Below are 17,221 nucleotides of genomic sequence, written 5' to 3' on the forward strand. Positions count from 1 at the left end.
AACTCACTCTGATTCCTTCACGTTAACTGAATTTATACTGTCTACTTTTCGGATCGCAGTGCACAGGCACCGATCCTTAAGTGAAAAAAACCCCAGATCCCGAATGCAAAGGTCATTCGGTAAAATCGTGTGCTGGGTATGATAAGCAAAACGGGCATCGGAATCATTGGCCTGTTGGACGCACAGCTGAAGACAGGTTCCCGATAACAGCTCATACTCAAATTGGATTTTGGCGCCAGATGAAACCGAACCTTGATAGTCCTCACCATAGTCGGCTGGAAGTAAAAAACTGGTAGAGTCTAAGATCCGCAGACGGGTGAAACAAGCGCGATACGTCTCAGTGATGGAAGAGAGTGCCGGACGTTGATGCATCAGGAGAGTAAAAAAGACCTCTTTTAAAAACGCCACGGCACGAGGCGTAAACCGCTGATTCAGTTCTTCATTCGAGAGAGAGCAATCATGCCAGAGCGCCAAATCGGCACACAACCGCTGAAGCGACTGACAGGCGAGCGATCCGTCTCCCCAAGCACATAGCGTCAGAAAGGCTTCCGCTGTTAATGAACGCTGCCGCTGAATGAATCCGACTTTCCGTGCCAGACGGGTCAGTTCTTCAGAGGAGAAGAGTTGACGAATCGTTGTTATCCATGCCTTCATCTTTTTTGCCATCAAAAAACAATCCTTTCCAACGATGATTTTCGTTAGAAAGGATACCATGTTTTTGGCGCTGAAAAAAGATCAAATTCTTAACTTGATGGCTATGGGATCGGCCTCCCCTGATTTGGAAGGGGGTGATGCCGATGACAGTATTTGAAGCATTGATGTTTTTTCGCAAGTCGCATGGTTTCAATACTGTCGCACAATCAAAAGAAATAATCCACCCTTAAGTTAACGAGGCGCTTAGGCGGATTATTTCCTTCTGCTCGCGCCGACCCCCTTTATGGGAACCGTCTATTGCGGGGCTGAAGGTGCAGCAACACCTTTGGCTTCACTCGTTATTTTGTCATCTCGAACCGAGAAGACCGCCACTTCCCAGCGTGAGCGTAAGTGGGAGAGCGTTCAATTTACGTCGATTACAACGTAATCCCAGTACGTTTTTCCAAGATAGACGAGTAATGCCCATTTTCCCGATTCACCAAGCCTCATATTTGATGGTATATGTGCGTCTGCACCATTATTCGGACCTCCTGGAACTCCCGTTGTCCAAACGGTTTTTCCGTCTAGTGTTAACGCAGGAGCTATATCGTTGCTGCCTTTTTTCACTGCAACGATTGTCAGTTCTCCTTCTGGAATGGAGTCCCCCCAGAAATGCCACATGTATTTGCTATCTTTGTTTGCTATAAACGGTGCATCAATGAAACCCACTTTGTTTGGTACTCCGCGCATTTTATAATTTCCAGATTGAAAAACCGGGCTTACTTCCCAATTGATATGACTGATTACTTTTTGATCTATTTTAACAGGTATTTTTTCAATATCACTCATCTCTTTTACCGAAGCTGTAGATTCAGCATTTTGGGCTTGTTTTTCATTCTTTTCCCATATACTGCATGCGGATAAAGAAAAAAGGATTACGATGACTAGCAAATGTTTCACATTTTCACCACCTTTCACTAATTTAATGATATCATATTTTTAGCGATTCCTCCCCGACTTTCGCTATCGCTTAGAAGTCGGGTTCTCCTCGCTTATTCCCAAGATGAAAGGAACATAACCCCCCCAGGCGCCAACCCGTTGTCAAAGCAGCCAGTACGCAAGCGGAGCGGTAAGGACGAGCGTTAATACGATTCGATAGAACCAGAGGACAAGCCATAACGTCTATAAGGAGAGGTTAACCATTTAAAGCGCATCGATCAAACACATGGTCGTCTTCAACCTCCGCTTATCTTCATATAGACTTTTGCCATCTTTTACTTCAACTGTCCTATTTTGGTTCATCACCAAAAGATGTACTTGCACCTGTCATGAAAGTATGTTAGCTGTTTCTAACCGAACTCGCAGTGCAAAACGCTGGATATTTCGGTATCCGTATCCCCGACGTTTCATCAGCTTGATCTTGTTATTCGTTCCCTCCATCTTCCCATTCGAATAATGGGATAAAATGCACGATATCATTTCGTCTGTTCGTTTGACGAGTGATTTTGCGATGGCACGAACAACGGAACAAGGACAAAACAAATACCGATGAATCCAAGCCTTCAAGCGTCGTTTCGCCTGTTGCTCATCTTTGCTTTTGAACACATAGCGAACAAGTTGGAGCGATTGGTAAAAAGACTTTAAGTCACCACTTTCATTACACCATTCTCGTATGATTTGACGTTCTTCCTCTGTTAATTTCTCTGGACATTGGCTCAATAAACGGCAAACGGAACGAACATTTCCGTGTTTCTTGCCTCCTTTGCCCAAATATTTGCGACATCGTTCTAACGCATCGGTAAACAGCTGAATGACATGGAAATAGTCGACGACATGTGTCGCCTCTGGGCAAACCCGTTGAATCACTTTTTTCATCGCTGGAGCCAAGTCACTCACGACATACTGAACGGAACGAGACACATGAGCCAATGCACGCCCAATGGCTTCCTCGTTCTTTCTTGCTTCAATGGCATACACTTCTCCCGTTTCGGCATCCATGATCGCCACTCCATAGTCGTGCCCTTTTCGAAAAGCAAACTCATCGACACAAACCGCCTTTGGTTGGACGTCATTCGATAGGAAGGAAGGGGCATGGGTATAAAACCATCGTTCAACGGTCGTGTAAGGCAGCTTGAGCATACGAGCCACCGCCTGAATGGATGTTCCGATGCAAGATTGCGCGACCCATCGCTGAAACGCATCCGTCGCCACACTTCGAGGAGAGATGGCTGGATACGACGTGCTGAACGTCACGCCGCACGTACGACAACGTCTGCGCTCGACAAGAAGTTCGATCCAAAAAATTCCGATTCGCTGAGCATAGCCATGCATCCATTGCTTCTTTTTGTCTGTCATTTTGATCGTGCGCTTCAAGCAGACAGGACATAACGGGCATTGTTCGGGTAGAGAAAGTTCGAAAATCCAACGTTCCCCTTCTTTTCGCACCTTTTGAATCAAAACATCTGGTAAATCGATGAGTTCTTTGATAAACTGAGAGTACATGCGAATTTCCCTCCATGGTTCGGTTTGGTCACCTTTACCATACAGGAAAATTCGCATTTTTTGTACCCTCTATGCACACCCACCTTAAATGATCAAGTACAACTTGTGGTGAAGAGCCTATTCTTTAACTTTTAGCAATCGCATGCTGTTTAATGTTACGATTAATGTTGCTCCCATATCGGCAAATATCGCTAACCATAGCGTTAACCAACCAGGCACAATTAACAGTAATGCCAATGCCTTAATCCCTAAAGAGAAAGTAATGTTTTGCTTAATAATCGCTAAAGCTTTGCGGCTCAATTTAATCGTATATGGCAATTTGCTTAAATCATCAGACATTAAGACAATATCGGCTGTTTCTAGGGCTGTATCGGTTCCAGCACCACCCATTGCCACACCAACGGTTGAAGCTGCAAGAGCTGGTGCATCGTTCACACCATCTCCAACCATCGCAACACTTCGATACTTGTCGCGAAGCTCTTTGATGAAATTCAGTTTATCTTCTGGAAGTAAATCGGCTTTAATATCGGAAACACCGACTTGTTTTCCGATGGCTTCGGCTGTTCTTTGGTTATCTCCCGTCAGCATCACCGTTTTTTCAATACCGACTTGATGGAGTTTTCGAATAACCTCTTTGGATGATTCTCTTATTTCGTCTGCCACGGCAATTAACGCCAGAATTTCTTTTTCCGTCCCTAATACCATGACCGTTTTCCCTTGTATTTGAAGGGTTGTAATTTGTTCTTTTATTTCTGATTGGATGCCATTTGGAAGAAGTTCTTCAAAAAGACCTGGACTTCCGACATAATACATTGCGTTATTTACTTTGGCTTTGACCCCTTTACCTGTAATGGATTGGAATTCTTCAACCGATACATCATTAAAATTCAATCCATCTTCTTCTGCTTTTCTTATAATGGCGGAAGCAAGTGGATGTTGTGAGCCTTTTTCAATGGCTGCTGTAATGGTCATTAGTTCATTTTCATCGCCATTATAAGTGACCACATCGGTGACGGAAGGAACACCTTTTGTTAATGTTCCTGTTTTATCAAAAGCGATGACTTTTAGAGATCCTGCTTCTTCTAAATAGATGCCACCTTTAATTAGCACCCCGTTTTTCGCTGCATTTCCAATGGCGGTTACAATCGCAACAGGAGTGGAAATGACCAGCGCACACGGACAACCAACTACTAATACAGCTAGACCCCGATAAATCCATTCGCTCCAATCAGCACCCATAAATAATGGCGGAATAACGGCTAGTAAAAGAGCAAAAATGATAATGGCTGGTGTATAGTATTTGGCAAAACGATCCACAAATGCTTGAGAAGGCGCTCGTTCTGCTTGAGCTTCTTCCACTAAATGGATGATTTTCGAAAGGGTTGTATCTTCCACTCGTTTTGTCACTTTTACTTCCAATAAACCTTCTTCATTCAATGTTCCTGCAAAGACTTCATCACCGACTGTTTTGGTTACTGGAACACTTTCTCCCGTAATGGCAGCCTGATTTAGCGTAGATGTACCCTTGATGACGATTCCATCCATCGCTAATTTCTGACCAGGCTTTACGATCATAATATCCCCGACTTGAATATCGTCAACAGGGACCATCATTTCTTCATTTCCTCGACGAATTAATGCTTCTTTTGGAGCAATATCCATCAACGATTCAATGGATTGACGAGCTTTATCCATGGAATAACGCTCTAAGGCTTCACTAATAGCAAAAAGGATGACAACGGTTGCACCTTCTCCCCATTCACCAATCGCTGCAGCTCCTAAAACCGCCACTGTCATCAGCGTATTCATATCAAAATTCAATCGAACTAGGTTCTTGAACCCTTTAATAAATAGCGAATATCCACCAATTAAAATCGCTGCAGCATACCCAATCGTCGCAAAGAAATGCTCTTCTCCGTATTGCTTCCCTAAAAACCAACTAATCACAAGCAAAACAGCGGAAATATACACTTTGATGTTCTCTTTTTGCTTCCAAAAAGGTTCACGATTGACTGCTTTTTCTTTATCTTCCCGAATCTTCAAATTTTCAAAAGCCCCTGCTTTTTCTAATTCTTCGATGGTTGTTGTACCCCAAACGGTAATTTTAGATGCTCCAAAGTTTACTTTAGCATCTTGAACACCTGGCAATGATTTTACATTATTTTCAAACTTTGCCGCACAGTTTGCACAAGTAAATCCTTGAACACGGTAGGTTTTCGCTTCTGATTTAGATAATTTTGCTTGTTGTTCAGACACGGACTTTCACCTCTTTATCATGTACTAACGCAATCATGATTAACTGCTTAATATGGTCATCATCCAGCGAATAAAATGCTAGCTTTCCTTCTTTTCGATACTTTACAATCCCTTGTTTATAAAGGGTGCGTAAATGATGGGAAGTTGTTGCAACAGAAGCCCCGATGATATTAGCAATATCACATACACATAACTCTTCATCTTGGCAAAGTGAATAGACAATTTTTGCCCTATTTTCATCTGCCAGTGCTTTAAACAACAGGACAACACTGGATATATCTTCTTTTTGCAATTCCCCTTGTATTCGATTGACTTTTTCTTCGTCATAACAATAAATTTCACATGTATCTTTCTTACTCATTCATTATCCCCCTTTCATATTCAAATTTCCGTTTGAATATATTATACCCCATTTCTTTTATTATTCAAATATTTATTTGAATTAAAAACAAAAAAAGAATGGAATTTAAAAAAATCAACCCAATATTTACCGTGCGATTCATTTAATTAGCTACATCAAAAAATTCTATTGTAACTATTCACTCCGATAGTAGTATGTAAAGAAGCGCAACACAAATAGGGCATCCCCGTAATAGAAAATGCCCTAAGTGGTAGAAAGAACACGATCGAGCGTTTCGCCTGTCAACAGAAGACATAACGAATCCCACACGTTTTTTTCGTGTTTCGTCAGTGTGGAAACGATGCTTCTTGCGATGCAAAACGACTGCGCGAACGTTTCGTCACGAAATGTACCCGAGATGTTCCCTTTCACTTTGACCATGCGAATGAACAACAGTGCCTGGCACCGTTCGCTAATGAGCATCGCTAGTAAGAGAAAAACCGCAGTGCTGCCAATGAGGCAACGCTGCGGTTTTTATTTTAATACTTCTTCTCGATGGTTTAATTCAGGACGTATTTGAACAGCGAATCGATTTTCTGATCGCTCTCCAATCACCTGTGCAACATCATTGACGTGGGACAAAGAGGGACACAACATAGTTGAACAGCACCCGACACCGTTCGCTAATCTCCCAACCGTTCCCGTACTTCCTCCTCTGTCATGTCGAGAATATGGGCAACGTCTGTTATACTCATTCCTTTTTCGACCATTTTTCGAATCGTTTCATTTTTCCCTTCTTCTCGACCTTGTTCTAAGCCTTCTTTCAATCCTTCTTGTCTTCCTTCTTCCCGACTGCCGCGAATGTTTGAGAGTTGATCAAGGAGCCATTTCAGCCGCATTTCGTATGCGTAACGGTTTTCGGGGTCGACGCTTAAGTTTTGCCATTCTTCTAGCGCTTCTAAAATGTCTTGTTCTGTCATGGCTATTCCCTCCAATTCACGAAACATCTCTTCATCCATTTTTTTCGTTCGTCCATCGACAGCCGACAACATCGTTAGCCATGGCCATTCGGGCGATTGCTTCACTTCTCTCCGATATTTCTTCCATTTTACCATAAATTGTGACAAGTCGAGTACATGAAATTCAAGGTGATGGCTCCAAAGAAACTGTTCTTCGTCTTCACGAATGTGAAAAACGGTATGAAAGCGATCCGTTTCATGTGGGAAAAGGGGATAATTTAAGATGGCGATCATAATCGTTGGAGGGAGGATGTCGTACCGTTCTCCTTTCGATAGTGAAGATGAAAACAACCTTGCCCAGTAATACAATAGCCGTTCGGGCATACCGTATTGTGGGATGATTTGAATTTCAACGTGAATGCGCTCGCCGCGGTTTGTGCGAACGATGACATCTAACCGTCCAGTCTTACCGTCTTCTGTTTCTTTCGTTAGTTCGGTGTTTTCAAACTGTACGTCGATGATGCGATCATCTCCAGTCCGATGTAGCAACGCATTTAAAAACGCCATCGTGATTGACTTTCTGCTTGGGTGGCCGAACATTTGTTTAAACATAAAATCCATTTTTAAATCGAGGTATTGCATACAGATCATCCTTTCGTAGAATATAAGGGACAATTTGATTAAAATCGGGAAATAAGGGAAATGCAAAAGTAGAAAATTGAATTTTGCGGAAAATTTTTATGACAAATGGGGTGAAAAAGTGAGAGCATGAACCGTTTTTTAGGTTGAAAATTTAATTTTTGAAGGGAGAGAGTGATTAAAAGATAAAGTAAATTCCAACTGTTTAAATTCAGCCCACTTGATCATGTGGCTGAATAGTTACCATTTTTCAAATTCATCGTTTACCGATTGACCTTTTGCTTTCCCAAAGATAAAATGAAAGACAATTAAAGGAACGAAGGAGTCAGTATTTCTATGCCTAGCTTTCAATATGGCAAGACAACAATAGATTATGCAGTAGAGTATAAGCCAGAAAAGCGGGATGTGACGATATCGGTTGAATGGTTGGAGGGAGTGAAGGTCGTAGCTCCTGAGGGGATAGAGCCTACACTTTTACATTCTATCCTTTATAAAAAAGCTCCATGGATTATTGATAAATGGCAGGCGTTAAATCAAATTTCTGATTGCCCTGCTCCAAAAGAGTTTGTAAGCGGAGAGAAATTTGCTTATTTAGGGCGCAATTATCGATTAAAAGTATATAAAAGCGAGGAAGTTACAAAGCCGGTTCTTATGTTTAAACAAGGGAAATTTATTGCCACGGTGCCACCGCATTTAACAGAAGAGGAAAGAATCTCATTTTTTCAACAAGCGTTCAAAGATTGGTATATTCTGTACGGAGAAATGAAACTACAAGAACGTTTAAAAATTTATTGCCCTAAAATGGGAGTAACCCCTACGAAAATTAAATTAAAAGAACAAAAAATGCGCTGGGGAACATGCACAAACGAAGGAGCCATATACTTAAACTGGAGAATTATGATGGCACCCGTGCCGATTATCGATTATTTATTAGTACATGAATTAGCCCATTTGAAATATCCAAACCACTCCAATGATTTTTGGCATTTTGTTAAATCTGTGATGTCGGACTATGAACAAAGAAAAGAATGGTTGCGGATCAATGGCCCAACCTTAACTTTATAGACATGGAAAAGAGCCTCTTCTTACATAGTGAGGCTCTTTGCTCTCCTCTTTACTTTTTATAATGAACCATCGCTAATGACATAATCTGTTGCGTTACATTTTCTAACTGATCTTTAGGGATTACACTTGCCCGCAACTGCTTCTTAATTTTCTTCCGCATTTCTCGTTTTACATCTTCTTTGTTTACCCAATCAATGACTTGACTTTCCTCGGCAATAATGTCTGTTACAAGATGCGTCAACGCATCGATCGCATCTTTATGTTCTTCATCTGGAAGAAGCTGTTGGAACAGTTGATAGAACGGATATTGCTCTCGTGTAAAGCCGAGGTTTTGTGCTTGTTGGTTGACGTTTCGCATATCATTGACCATGCTGCGTAGCTTTTCTACCAATTCAGCGATATCCATCATTTTTTTCCGTCTTGCTTCGATTAGTTGCTCTAGCTTTTCTTTTAACGATGTATAGTATACAGGGTTTTCTTCCAGCTTCACTTTAATTTCATGGCGAATCGCATGTTCCATTTCCGCCGCCTGTGCTTCCTTCGATGGCGCTTTTTCTAACCGTTCATCAAACTTACTGGACAAAATATCAATTGGTTCATGGATGACTTCGACAGACTCAGCATATAGATGCTCTGCAATTAATTGTTTGACCTTCTCGCCACACTCGGAAATATCCATTTGTTCATCACGATATAACGTTTTTGCCATTTGCCGCACTTTACCTAAAAACTTTAAGTCTTCTACATATGGAGAAGCTTCAGGGTTCGGTAAAATCATATCCATTCGTTTGGAAAACTCTTTAAACGCTTTTTCAAACTCATGACGCACATCTTCAGGCTCTAATACTTGAACGCACGCATCGGCATCGCTTCGGTTAATATAGTCGAAAAAGCTCATTGCTTTTCGATGGGCTTGTTTTAACTTTGGCAACTCGCTTTCAATCGGCAACAACGCTCCTTGAATATCTTGTTTAGAGAAAATCGCTAACGCTTTTTCCAAAAATTTGGATACACCAAAGTAGTCTACAATGAGTCCATACGTTTTTCCTTCATATGTTCGATTTGTACGAGCAATGGCCTGAAGTAGGTTATGCTCTTTTAATGGTTTATCCAAGTACATCACTTGTTCGATTGGTGCGTCAAAGCCTGTGAGAAGCTTATCACAAACAATTAAAATCGCTAGTTTGTCTTCTTCAAACGGCTTTTTGAACCGTTCAATTAATTGTTTTTCTTCCTCACGGGATAGAGAGTAATCTTTTAATAGTTCATTGTTTTTATCTTCGGGACCTGTTGAAATAATTAATGCTGTTTCATATTTTCCATTAATGAGTTCATCTAGCTTTTGTTTATAAATCGCCGCCGCTTCACGGTTCACCGCCACCACTTGTGCTTTAAAACCGTTTGGTAAGATATAATTTTCAAAGTGTTCTACAATATCTAAAGCAATCTGCTTAATGCGGCTCGGAGCGGCTAAGATTGCTTCTTCATCTGCATATTTCTTTTTAATACGCTCACGGTCTTCTTCGCTATAGTCGCTAAATTTACGATCAAATAAGCGATCAAGTGAATCGCCTTGCAAATGAAGGTCCACCATTCGCGCTTCGTAGAAAATCGGAACGGTTGCCCCATCATCGACCGCTTGTTCAATCGTATATTTGTCAATATAAGAACCGAACGTCCGTGTTGTACTTTTATCTTCTTTATCGATTGGTGTTCCCGTAAAGCCAAGATAACATGCATTCGGTAAACCTTTCCGCATGTTCATCGCTAGACCTTTGTATTGCGTACGGTGCGATTCGTCGACTAACACAAAAATATTTTCCGACCTTGAAAGTTCTGGATACTCGTCTTGATCCTTATCTGGTTGGAACTTTTGCACAAGGGTCATAATCGTAGAACCAGGACCTTGCTGTAATAACCTTTTCAAATCTTTGACGCTTTCCGCTTGTTGCGGATTCGGGAAACCGCACTTACGGAATGTTTTTGTAATTTGATCATCCAAGTCTTTACGGTCGGTGACAACGACAATCGTTGGGTTTTGCAACTCTTTCATTCTTCTAAGTTTTACAGCTAAATACAACATCGTTAAAGACTTTCCTGAACCTTGTGTATGCCAAATCACCCCGCCGCGATCTTTTGGTGTTTTTGCATGTAAAATGCGCTGAATCGCTTTATTGACCGCACGGAATTGTTGATAACGAGCAATCTTTTTAACGACCCGTCCACCATCAACTTCAAAAACGATGAAATTCTGGATTAAATCAAGCAAGTTTTCTTTCGATAACATTCCTGCAACTAAAATATCTTGTTTCGTAGGTGAGTCACCAAGTTCAGGCACCGTTCTTGGATACGGATCTTTCCACTCGCCGTAATGTTGCACTTTCGCACCAATTGTTCCTGCTTTTGCACGATAATTGCTTGTCGCAATCATAAATTGGTTATAGTAGAACAGTTGCTCATGAGTTTCTTGATAGCGTCGTAATTGATTAACTGCTTTTGAAATTTGCGTATCTTCTTGTAACGTTGGACTTTTACATTCCACCACAACTAAAGGCAATCCATTCACAAAAATAACAATGTCAGGACGAATCGTGCCTCTTGCATCTTGAATACGGAATTGGTCAACAACAAGAAATTCATTGTTATAAGGGTTATCAAAATCAATGAGTTTAACCGTTTGATTCTTTTTCCCTTTTCCTAAATCTTGTTGAATCGAAATGTAGTTCACAAGCATTTCATGAAACTTTTCATTCGCTTGCATTAATCCTGTTGCTTCGATGTGAGTTAGATTGTAAATAATGCGAGCAAGATTGTTGTCATCAATCCATGGATTTAACCGCTGAATCGCTTTCTTTAACCGTTCCTTCAAAATGACTTCACTTAATGAATCACGTTCAGACTCAAGAGCTGAGCCTGTGACATGCTCATAGCCCAACTCTTGAAGCTGATAAATCAAACGTTTTTCAACAAGATTTAATTCATTCCATTCACTTGCGGCGGTCACTGTGACATCACCTCATCATCGACTTTGACACGAACTTTGCCTGTTAATAGGGCTTGCATGAGGCCTTTCTTAATAGTCATAAGTATTTCAAGTTTCTTTGTTTCTTTTGAAATTTTTTTTGATATAGAATTTAAAATTTGTACAATCTTATACTGTTCTTCTATAGAAGGTAATCCACAAAGAAGTTCACGTATTTCAATCAGATGGAGATTTGTTACTGTTCCTTGTTTCGATCTTAATCGAAACTGTTTAAGAGCAATATCGGATTGTAGAAAGTATGCCAAGAATTCAGGTAATAGTTTATCTTTTTGTACTTTAATCAAGCAAAGGCTAACAAAGATACTAAATTCCCAATCCCAATTAATTACTTTAACGAGACCAATTGTCCCGTTTTTAGAAAGTAAAACATCCCCTTTCTCTGGTTTGCATCTTTTGATCAATTCCTTGTGTTCTCTCTCCGAAATATATTTTATTTTTGTAAAATCAATTTCCTCACTCTGAATATCTGTTACTCTTAAAAAAGGAATACCATTTTCAGTATATGTTGGTGTTTTATGTGTTCCATCAGTAATTTGATTTGTGACATTTTGTAATTGTACAATCTCCCATTCTTCAGGAATCTCCCCAATCTCCGTCTTTTTAAACTTCGTGTGTCCGATTCCTTTTGTGAGCAACTGTTGCATAAGCCCCTTTTTCACTTTCTCCGTTTGCTCGATGATCGCTTCCGTTTTCTCGATCGCTTCATCGACGGATGAGAGAATGGCTGCAATTTTGCGTTGTTCAGAGATAGGTGGAAGTAATATTTCTACATCCTCTATTTGTTTCCCGCTAATATTTGGTTGTGCCCCACCAATTGCGTTTACAAGAATTTGATTTTTAAAAGAACTCGATTGTACAACATATGCTAGGTATTCTTCAGATAAATGCTCTGAATTGTAGATATCAAAAACTCCTACACGTTGGTTTAACACCAAAGGTAAATCTTCTTTTCGCACAATGGCTGTTTTTCCTGTTGTAGCACCAGACATTGCAATTACAACATTTCCTTCTCTCAGTTTGTAATCCTTTGCTTGTTCGGCTACATTTCTATCTACATACACAGCATCTTCCAAATCAATACCGTTATTTTTAATGTTAGAAATCCGTAAAACCGCAACATCACCGTGCTCATGAAAATCTTCACTTTTAAAAGCATATCCCCCTCTAAGTTTCAAAAGTTGCCCTAATTGCTTGTGTTGCCATTTTTCACTCACCATACCCCAACTCCTTCAAATACCCATACATCACCTTCTCGATTTCATCCCGTTCTTGTTCGAGTTGACGAAGTTGACGAAGGGCTTCTGCGACATCAATTTGTTCTTCCTCTTCGGCTGTGTCAATATAGCGGGCGATGTTTAAGTTATAGTCGTTTTCTTTAATTTCCTCTAGTGTAACGACACGGCTATATTTCTCGACATCTTTCCACGCATCGTAAGTGCTAACGATTTTTTGAATATCTTCATCACGAAGAACATTTTGATTTTTTCCTTCTTGATAGTCCCGTGATGCATCAATAAAGAGAATTTTTCCCTTTTTATGTTCTTCTTTGTTTTTGTTGATGATGAGAATACATGCTGGAATACCAGTTCCATAGAACAAGTTCGCTGGTAAACCAATAACCGCTTCAATTAAATCTTCTTCTAATATGCCTTGACGAATTTTCCCTTCCGCTCCGCCGCGGAAAAGAACACCATGCGGCATAACAACTCCCGCTTTTCCTTCATCATTAAGTGTAGCAATCATATGTTGAATAAACGCATAGTCTCCTGCGTTTTTTGGTGGTAAACCAAAGCGAAAACGGTTAAATGCGTCTGCTTCTGCTTCCTCACGTCCCCAGTTTTTTAAGCTAAACGGAGGATTAGCAATGACGCGATCATATAGTAGAAGCTCGCCGTTTTCGTCTAATAGTTTCGGTTCACGAATTGTATCGCCTTTTTTAATTTCATGGTCGCTTAAACCATGAAGCAACAAATTCATTTTACAAATCGCCCACGTATTTAAGTTTTTCTCTTGTCCGTGCAATGTAATGTTGCGCGGATTGCCGCCTTTTTCTTTTATGTAGTCGACCGATTGAATGAGCATCCCGCCAGATCCCGCTGTTGGGTCACATACACGCATGCCTTCTTCAGGTTTAATCAGTTTGACAATTAATTTAACGACTTGACTTGGCGTATAGAACTCGCCACCTTTTTTCCCTGCATCGTCAGCAAATTGTTTGATGAGATACTCATAAGCACGACCAAGGATATCAGGTTCTGATAAATTTTCGTTGCGTAAATCAATTTGTGAGAAGTGTTGTACTAATTGAAGAATTGTTTTATCTGACAGTTTTTCTTTATCGTTAAAATCAATATTCGCTAATACCCCTTGTAGGGAAGGGTTTTCATCCTCTAATAATTCAAAGGCTTTATTAATGACCGCCCCCACGTCTTGGGAATGGGATTGAATATAACTCCAACGTGCTTTTTCAGGCACGAAAAATTGATGTTCATCGCGATCATACCAACCGTAATCTTCGCCTTCTTCTTTTTCAATCCGCTCAGCGGTTTCGACAAACACATCGTTTAATCGTTTTAAAAACAACATTCCAAAAATATAGTTTTTATAGTCTGACGAATCAATACTGCCACGCAATATATTCGCTGATTCCCATAAATGAGATTCAAGTTCTTGTAGCGTTAACTTGCTCATCGTGTTGCCTCCATTTTTTCTTGTTCTTTCATCTCTTCCAACTTTAATCATAACAAAAATTCCTATTGTAAACTACTGTCATTTGACAACAATGAATAAGAACATCATGTCTCATATGCCCAAATATATGAAACCCCAGCTATCTGAACATAGCTGGGGTTAAGTTTAGTCCATCATCTTTATGGATTGGTACATTTGTCGTCGATCCCCCGGAGTTTTTGCAAGATTGGAGGCCGACGACAGCTGTGAAATGATGAACAAATTACTTATTCCTTCTCTAACAACTTCTGTATTTCTTCTTCCGTAAGGTCTGTGACGTTTGCAATATCTTTGACGCTCATTCCTTTTCTCGCCATCGTTTGTATAAGATGCTTCATGCCTTGTCTCATGCCTTGTCGTTCATACGAAATCATGAGTTCTAACACTTGTTCTTTTTCTTTCGTCTCCATTTCATTCACCTCGCTTCGTAGTCTTCGTTCTTCTTCATCTGATAGTTTCACATATGTTTCAAAATAAGGCAAGACACAGTGTAAAACGGTTCCGTTTTCTGTTTTAAGTACTAAAGAAACCTGTTTATACGGCTCAATCTCAACAGCACTTTTCAAAGCAGAATCTTTATACAGAACTCAGTTAAATATTTCGTTATCGACTTATCATAAACTGGATTCGTTGTTTCTATCAAGTTTAAATCGAGTCTTTCTGGTTTAATTCCTCCTGAAATAATCAATACTTCAAAACCATCTACCTTTTCTACTTTCCGCTTTGGATGGTCTAGAAAATAATTAAACACATCATTTAATGTAAACTCATATCCATCAAATAGAAAAGCACCCAAAGCTGAATTTTTAGAAGCTTGGGTGCAAATAGAAGACAGGCAACGAAAATCAGTCAAATTAGATTAATAGCGACAGCTTGTCTTTTCTATATATATTGTCTTTTCTATATATATTTGTAAAATCGTATTTCTTTTCCATGTATACTTGATGCCAAATCATAAAAGCAAGGACGGTCCAGATTTTTCGGCTATGGTCTGCTTTATTTTTGCAATGTTCGTCTAGTAAACGATACAATACATCTTTATTAAATAAATGATCGGTTGCGCTTTCTTTTATAATATTTTTCGCCCAATCATGCATTTCATTTTTTAACCAATGACGAATTGGCACCGGAAACCCTAATTTTTTGCGATTTAAAACATGATCTGGAACAATTCCTTTTGCTGCTTTTCGTAGGATATATTTCGTCGTTTTGTTTGTCGTTTTCATTTCCGGAGCAATTTTGGCGGCTACTTCAAATACCTTTTTATCTAAAAATGGAACCCTCAACTCTAATGAATGGGCCATCGTCATTTTGTCAGCTTTTAATAAAATATCGCCTCGCAGCCATGTATGAATATCAATATATTGCATCCGGTTTACAGGAGGATAATGAGTTGTTTCTCTATAAAAAGGAGCTGTAATATATGTATATTCTAATCCCCTCTTATATCCTTTTAGCAGTTCTTGTTTTTCTGTCTCGCTATACATTTTCGCATTGCCGATATATCGTTCTTCCATTGGTGTTGTACCGCGCTCAATAAAGCTTTTTCCTTTTATTCCTTCCGGGAGTAGCCCTGCAATCACTCTCAAAGCTGATTTAACCGTACTTGGCATTCGCTCAAAAAGTTCCAATGACTGTGGCTCACGATAAATGTTGTAACCGCCAAATAACTCGTCAGCTCCCTCACCGGAAAGAACGACCGTTACATGCTTTCTTGCTTCCCGGGCAACAAAATAAAGCGGTACTGCCGCAGGATCGGCAAGTGGATCATCCATATGCCACATAATTTTCGGTAATTCCGCCATATATTCCTCTGGTGAAATGACATAGCTAATATTCTCAACGCCCAGCTTTTCCGCTGTTTCTTTTGCCACATCAATTTCACTGAAGCCTTCCCGCTCAAAGCCGACAGAAAATGTCTTGATATTAGGATTGAATTGTTTAGCAATTGCTGCAATGAAGGATGAATCAATTCCTCCTGATAAAAACGAACCTACCGGCACATCGCTGCGCATATGCACTTGCACGGAATCGAACAGCGCGTTGCGAATTTCTTTGACAAGTCCATCTTCTGATTTGATGATAGGTTGGAATTTGGCTTTCCAATAGCGATGAATGGTTAATTTTTCACCGATTTTTTTCTTAATATAATGACCCGGTTCTAACTTTTTAATACCAACAGACATCGTCATTGGTTCAGGTACATATTGGAATGTTAAATAATGCTGCAGTGAATCATAGTCTAATAAATCATTTTTAAGAGCTAGCAAAATACTTTTCTTCTCGGAAGCAAAAAACGTACGGTCGCCCTGTTCCATATAGAAAAATGGTTTTATGCCAAACGGGTCACGTGCCGCAAAAATCGTTCTCTCTTGTTTGTCCCAGATGACGAAAGCAAACATACCTCGAAGCTTTTCTACAGCTTTTTCTTTTTCAGCACTATAAAGAGCAATAATGACTTCTGTATCGGAATGAGTAGTAAATTTATATCCCTTTGCAAGCAATTCTTCTCGCAATTCCACATAGTTGTAGATTTCCCCATTAAATATGATCCAATATCGTTCATTTTCATAGGACAATGGCTGGTGCCCTGTCTCAAGATCGATAATACTCAAACGTCGAAATCCAAAATTCACATATTCATCAAAAAAATAACCACCATCGTCAGGACCACGATGAGTAATGATATCATTCATTTCTTGAAACGTTTCTTTCCATTTTTCATCAATGATTCTTGGATGATCATGAATACAACCAATAAAACCGCACATGATATTGCTATTCCCCCACTTTATCAAATGTGACATACTCCCACCACCTACGCTTCGCTTAGAGGTGGGGGGCTTCTCGGGTAATCCCATCTCATGATGGGAAGTTGACCGAGCGATCCCCGTGTGCCCCACGGTTCGAGGACAAATTAGACGATCACCAATCGTTTCATGCCCTCATGTTTGATATTGATGGCCGCATTGACGTCCCTGTCGCTCTCGAATCCACATTCACAGCGGAATGTCCGTTCAGAAAGCGATAGAGACTCCTTGACTCGACCGCAGC

General features: G+C 40.1%; 12 protein-coding genes and 2 pseudogenes. 1 reads left to right on the plus strand and 13 read right to left on the minus strand.

All coding sequences use genetic code 11. From position 1 onward, the window contains the following. Positions 1-3 precede the first annotated feature (3 nt). The 7 genes and pseudogenes from BO219_RS06680 to BO219_RS06710 all read right to left on the minus strand — a co-directional run bounded on the left by BO219_RS06680 (position 4) and on the right by BO219_RS06710 (position 7,332). Positions 4-666 (minus strand): IS4 family transposase, encoded by a 663-nt coding sequence (locus BO219_RS06680; protein ID WP_226373781.1) that lies wholly within the window; start codon positions 664-666, stop codon positions 4-6. Positions 667-1,056: 390 nt separating this feature from the next. Next, a complete protein-coding gene (locus tag BO219_RS06685; protein ID WP_033012840.1) occupies positions 1,057-1,593 on the minus strand; it encodes a DUF4871 domain-containing protein in 537 nt (178 codons plus the stop codon). A gap of 366 nt (positions 1,594-1,959) precedes the next feature. After that, positions 1,960-3,135, minus strand: a complete 1,176-nt coding sequence (locus BO219_RS06690; RefSeq protein ID WP_077428952.1) for an ISL3 family transposase — start codon at positions 3,133-3,135, stop codon at positions 1,960-1,962. Positions 3,136-3,252: 117 nt separating this feature from the next. Further along, on the minus strand, positions 3,253-5,391 hold the full coding sequence (locus BO219_RS06695) for a heavy metal translocating P-type ATPase (protein WP_077428953.1): 2,139 nt from the start codon (positions 5,389-5,391) through the stop codon (positions 3,253-3,255). Continuing rightward, positions 5,384-5,752 (minus strand): ArsR/SmtB family transcription factor, encoded by a 369-nt coding sequence (locus BO219_RS06700; protein WP_055358810.1) that lies wholly within the window; start codon positions 5,750-5,752, stop codon positions 5,384-5,386. Before BO219_RS06700 ends, BO219_RS06695 begins: the two co-directional genes overlap by 8 nt. A gap of 243 nt (positions 5,753-5,995) precedes the next feature. Next, positions 5,996-6,193: pseudogene (locus BO219_RS06705) on the minus strand (IS66 family transposase); the annotation flags it as partial. Between the two features lie 221 nt (positions 6,194-6,414). Continuing rightward, positions 6,415-7,332: an Rpn family recombination-promoting nuclease/putative transposase gene (locus BO219_RS06710; protein WP_077428954.1), complete on the minus strand. Its 918-nt coding sequence runs from the start codon at positions 7,330-7,332 to the stop codon at positions 6,415-6,417. A gap of 333 nt (positions 7,333-7,665) precedes the next feature. On the opposite strand from BO219_RS06710, the gene BO219_RS06715 reads away from it, so the two are divergent. Further along, positions 7,666-8,394 carry a M48 family metallopeptidase gene (locus BO219_RS06715; RefSeq protein WP_077428955.1) on the plus strand — a complete coding sequence of 243 codons (729 nt, stop codon included), beginning with the start codon at positions 7,666-7,668 and terminating at the stop codon, positions 8,392-8,394. A gap of 49 nt (positions 8,395-8,443) precedes the next feature. On the opposite strand, the gene BO219_RS06720 is transcribed toward BO219_RS06715, so the two are convergent. The 6 genes and pseudogenes from BO219_RS06720 to BO219_RS14775 form a co-directional block, all read right to left on the minus strand. Beyond that, entirely contained in the window at positions 8,444-11,398 is a 2,955-nt protein-coding gene (locus tag BO219_RS06720; RefSeq protein WP_077428956.1) for a type I restriction endonuclease subunit R, read from the minus strand. Continuing rightward, complete coding sequence (locus tag BO219_RS06725; RefSeq protein WP_198936663.1) at positions 11,395-12,651, minus strand: restriction endonuclease subunit S; 1,257 nt, start codon at positions 12,649-12,651, stop codon at positions 11,395-11,397. Before BO219_RS06725 ends, BO219_RS06720 begins: the two co-directional genes overlap by 4 nt. Beyond that, positions 12,644-14,128, minus strand: coding sequence for a type I restriction-modification system subunit M (locus BO219_RS06730; RefSeq protein WP_077428979.1), 1,485 nt, complete (start codon positions 14,126-14,128; stop codon positions 12,644-12,646). Before BO219_RS06730 ends, BO219_RS06725 begins: the two co-directional genes overlap by 8 nt. Positions 14,129-14,394: 266 nt before the next feature. Then, positions 14,395-14,643, minus strand: a pseudogene (locus BO219_RS06735) (DUF4351 domain-containing protein); the annotation flags it as partial. 378 nt (positions 14,644-15,021) lie between these two features. Further along, the gene (gene asnB / locus BO219_RS06745; RefSeq protein ID WP_077428981.1) at positions 15,022-16,938 is read right to left on the minus strand and encodes an asparagine synthase (glutamine-hydrolyzing); all 1,917 of its coding nucleotides are present in this window, start codon (positions 16,936-16,938) and stop codon (positions 15,022-15,024) included. Positions 16,939-17,084: 146 nt separating this feature from the next. Continuing rightward, positions 17,085-17,221 (minus strand): transposase (locus BO219_RS14775; protein WP_226373784.1); only part of this gene is annotated, 137 nt, incomplete at its 5' end.

The sequence above is a fragment of the Anoxybacillus kestanbolensis genome (genome assembly GCF_001996285.1).
Classification (GTDB): Bacteria; Bacillota; Bacilli; order Bacillales; family Anoxybacillaceae; genus Anoxybacillus; species Anoxybacillus kestanbolensis_A.

Excerpts from the sequence above, each read along its gene's own strand:
- BO219_RS06680 (WP_226373781.1), bottom strand. The coding sequence starts at position 666 with ATGGCAAAAAAGATGAAGGCATGGATAACAACGATTCGTCAACTCTTC.
- BO219_RS06690 (WP_077428952.1), bottom strand. The coding sequence starts at position 3,135 with ATGTACTCTCAGTTTATCAAAGAACTCATCGATTTACCAGATGTTTTG.
- BO219_RS06700 (WP_055358810.1), bottom strand. The coding sequence starts at position 5,752 with ATGAGTAAGAAAGATACATGTGAAATTTATTGTTATGACGAAGAAAAA.
- BO219_RS06710 (WP_077428954.1), bottom strand. The coding sequence starts at position 7,332 with ATGCAATACCTCGATTTAAAAATGGATTTTATGTTTAAACAAATGTTC.
- BO219_RS06715 (WP_077428955.1), top strand. The coding sequence starts at position 7,666 with ATGCCTAGCTTTCAATATGGCAAGACAACAATAGATTATGCAGTAGAG.
- BO219_RS06730 (WP_077428979.1), bottom strand. The coding sequence starts at position 14,128 with ATGAGCAAGTTAACGCTACAAGAACTTGAATCTCATTTATGGGAATCA.
- asnB (WP_077428981.1), bottom strand. The coding sequence starts at position 16,938 with ATGTGCGGTTTTATTGGTTGTATTCATGATCATCCAAGAATCATTGAT.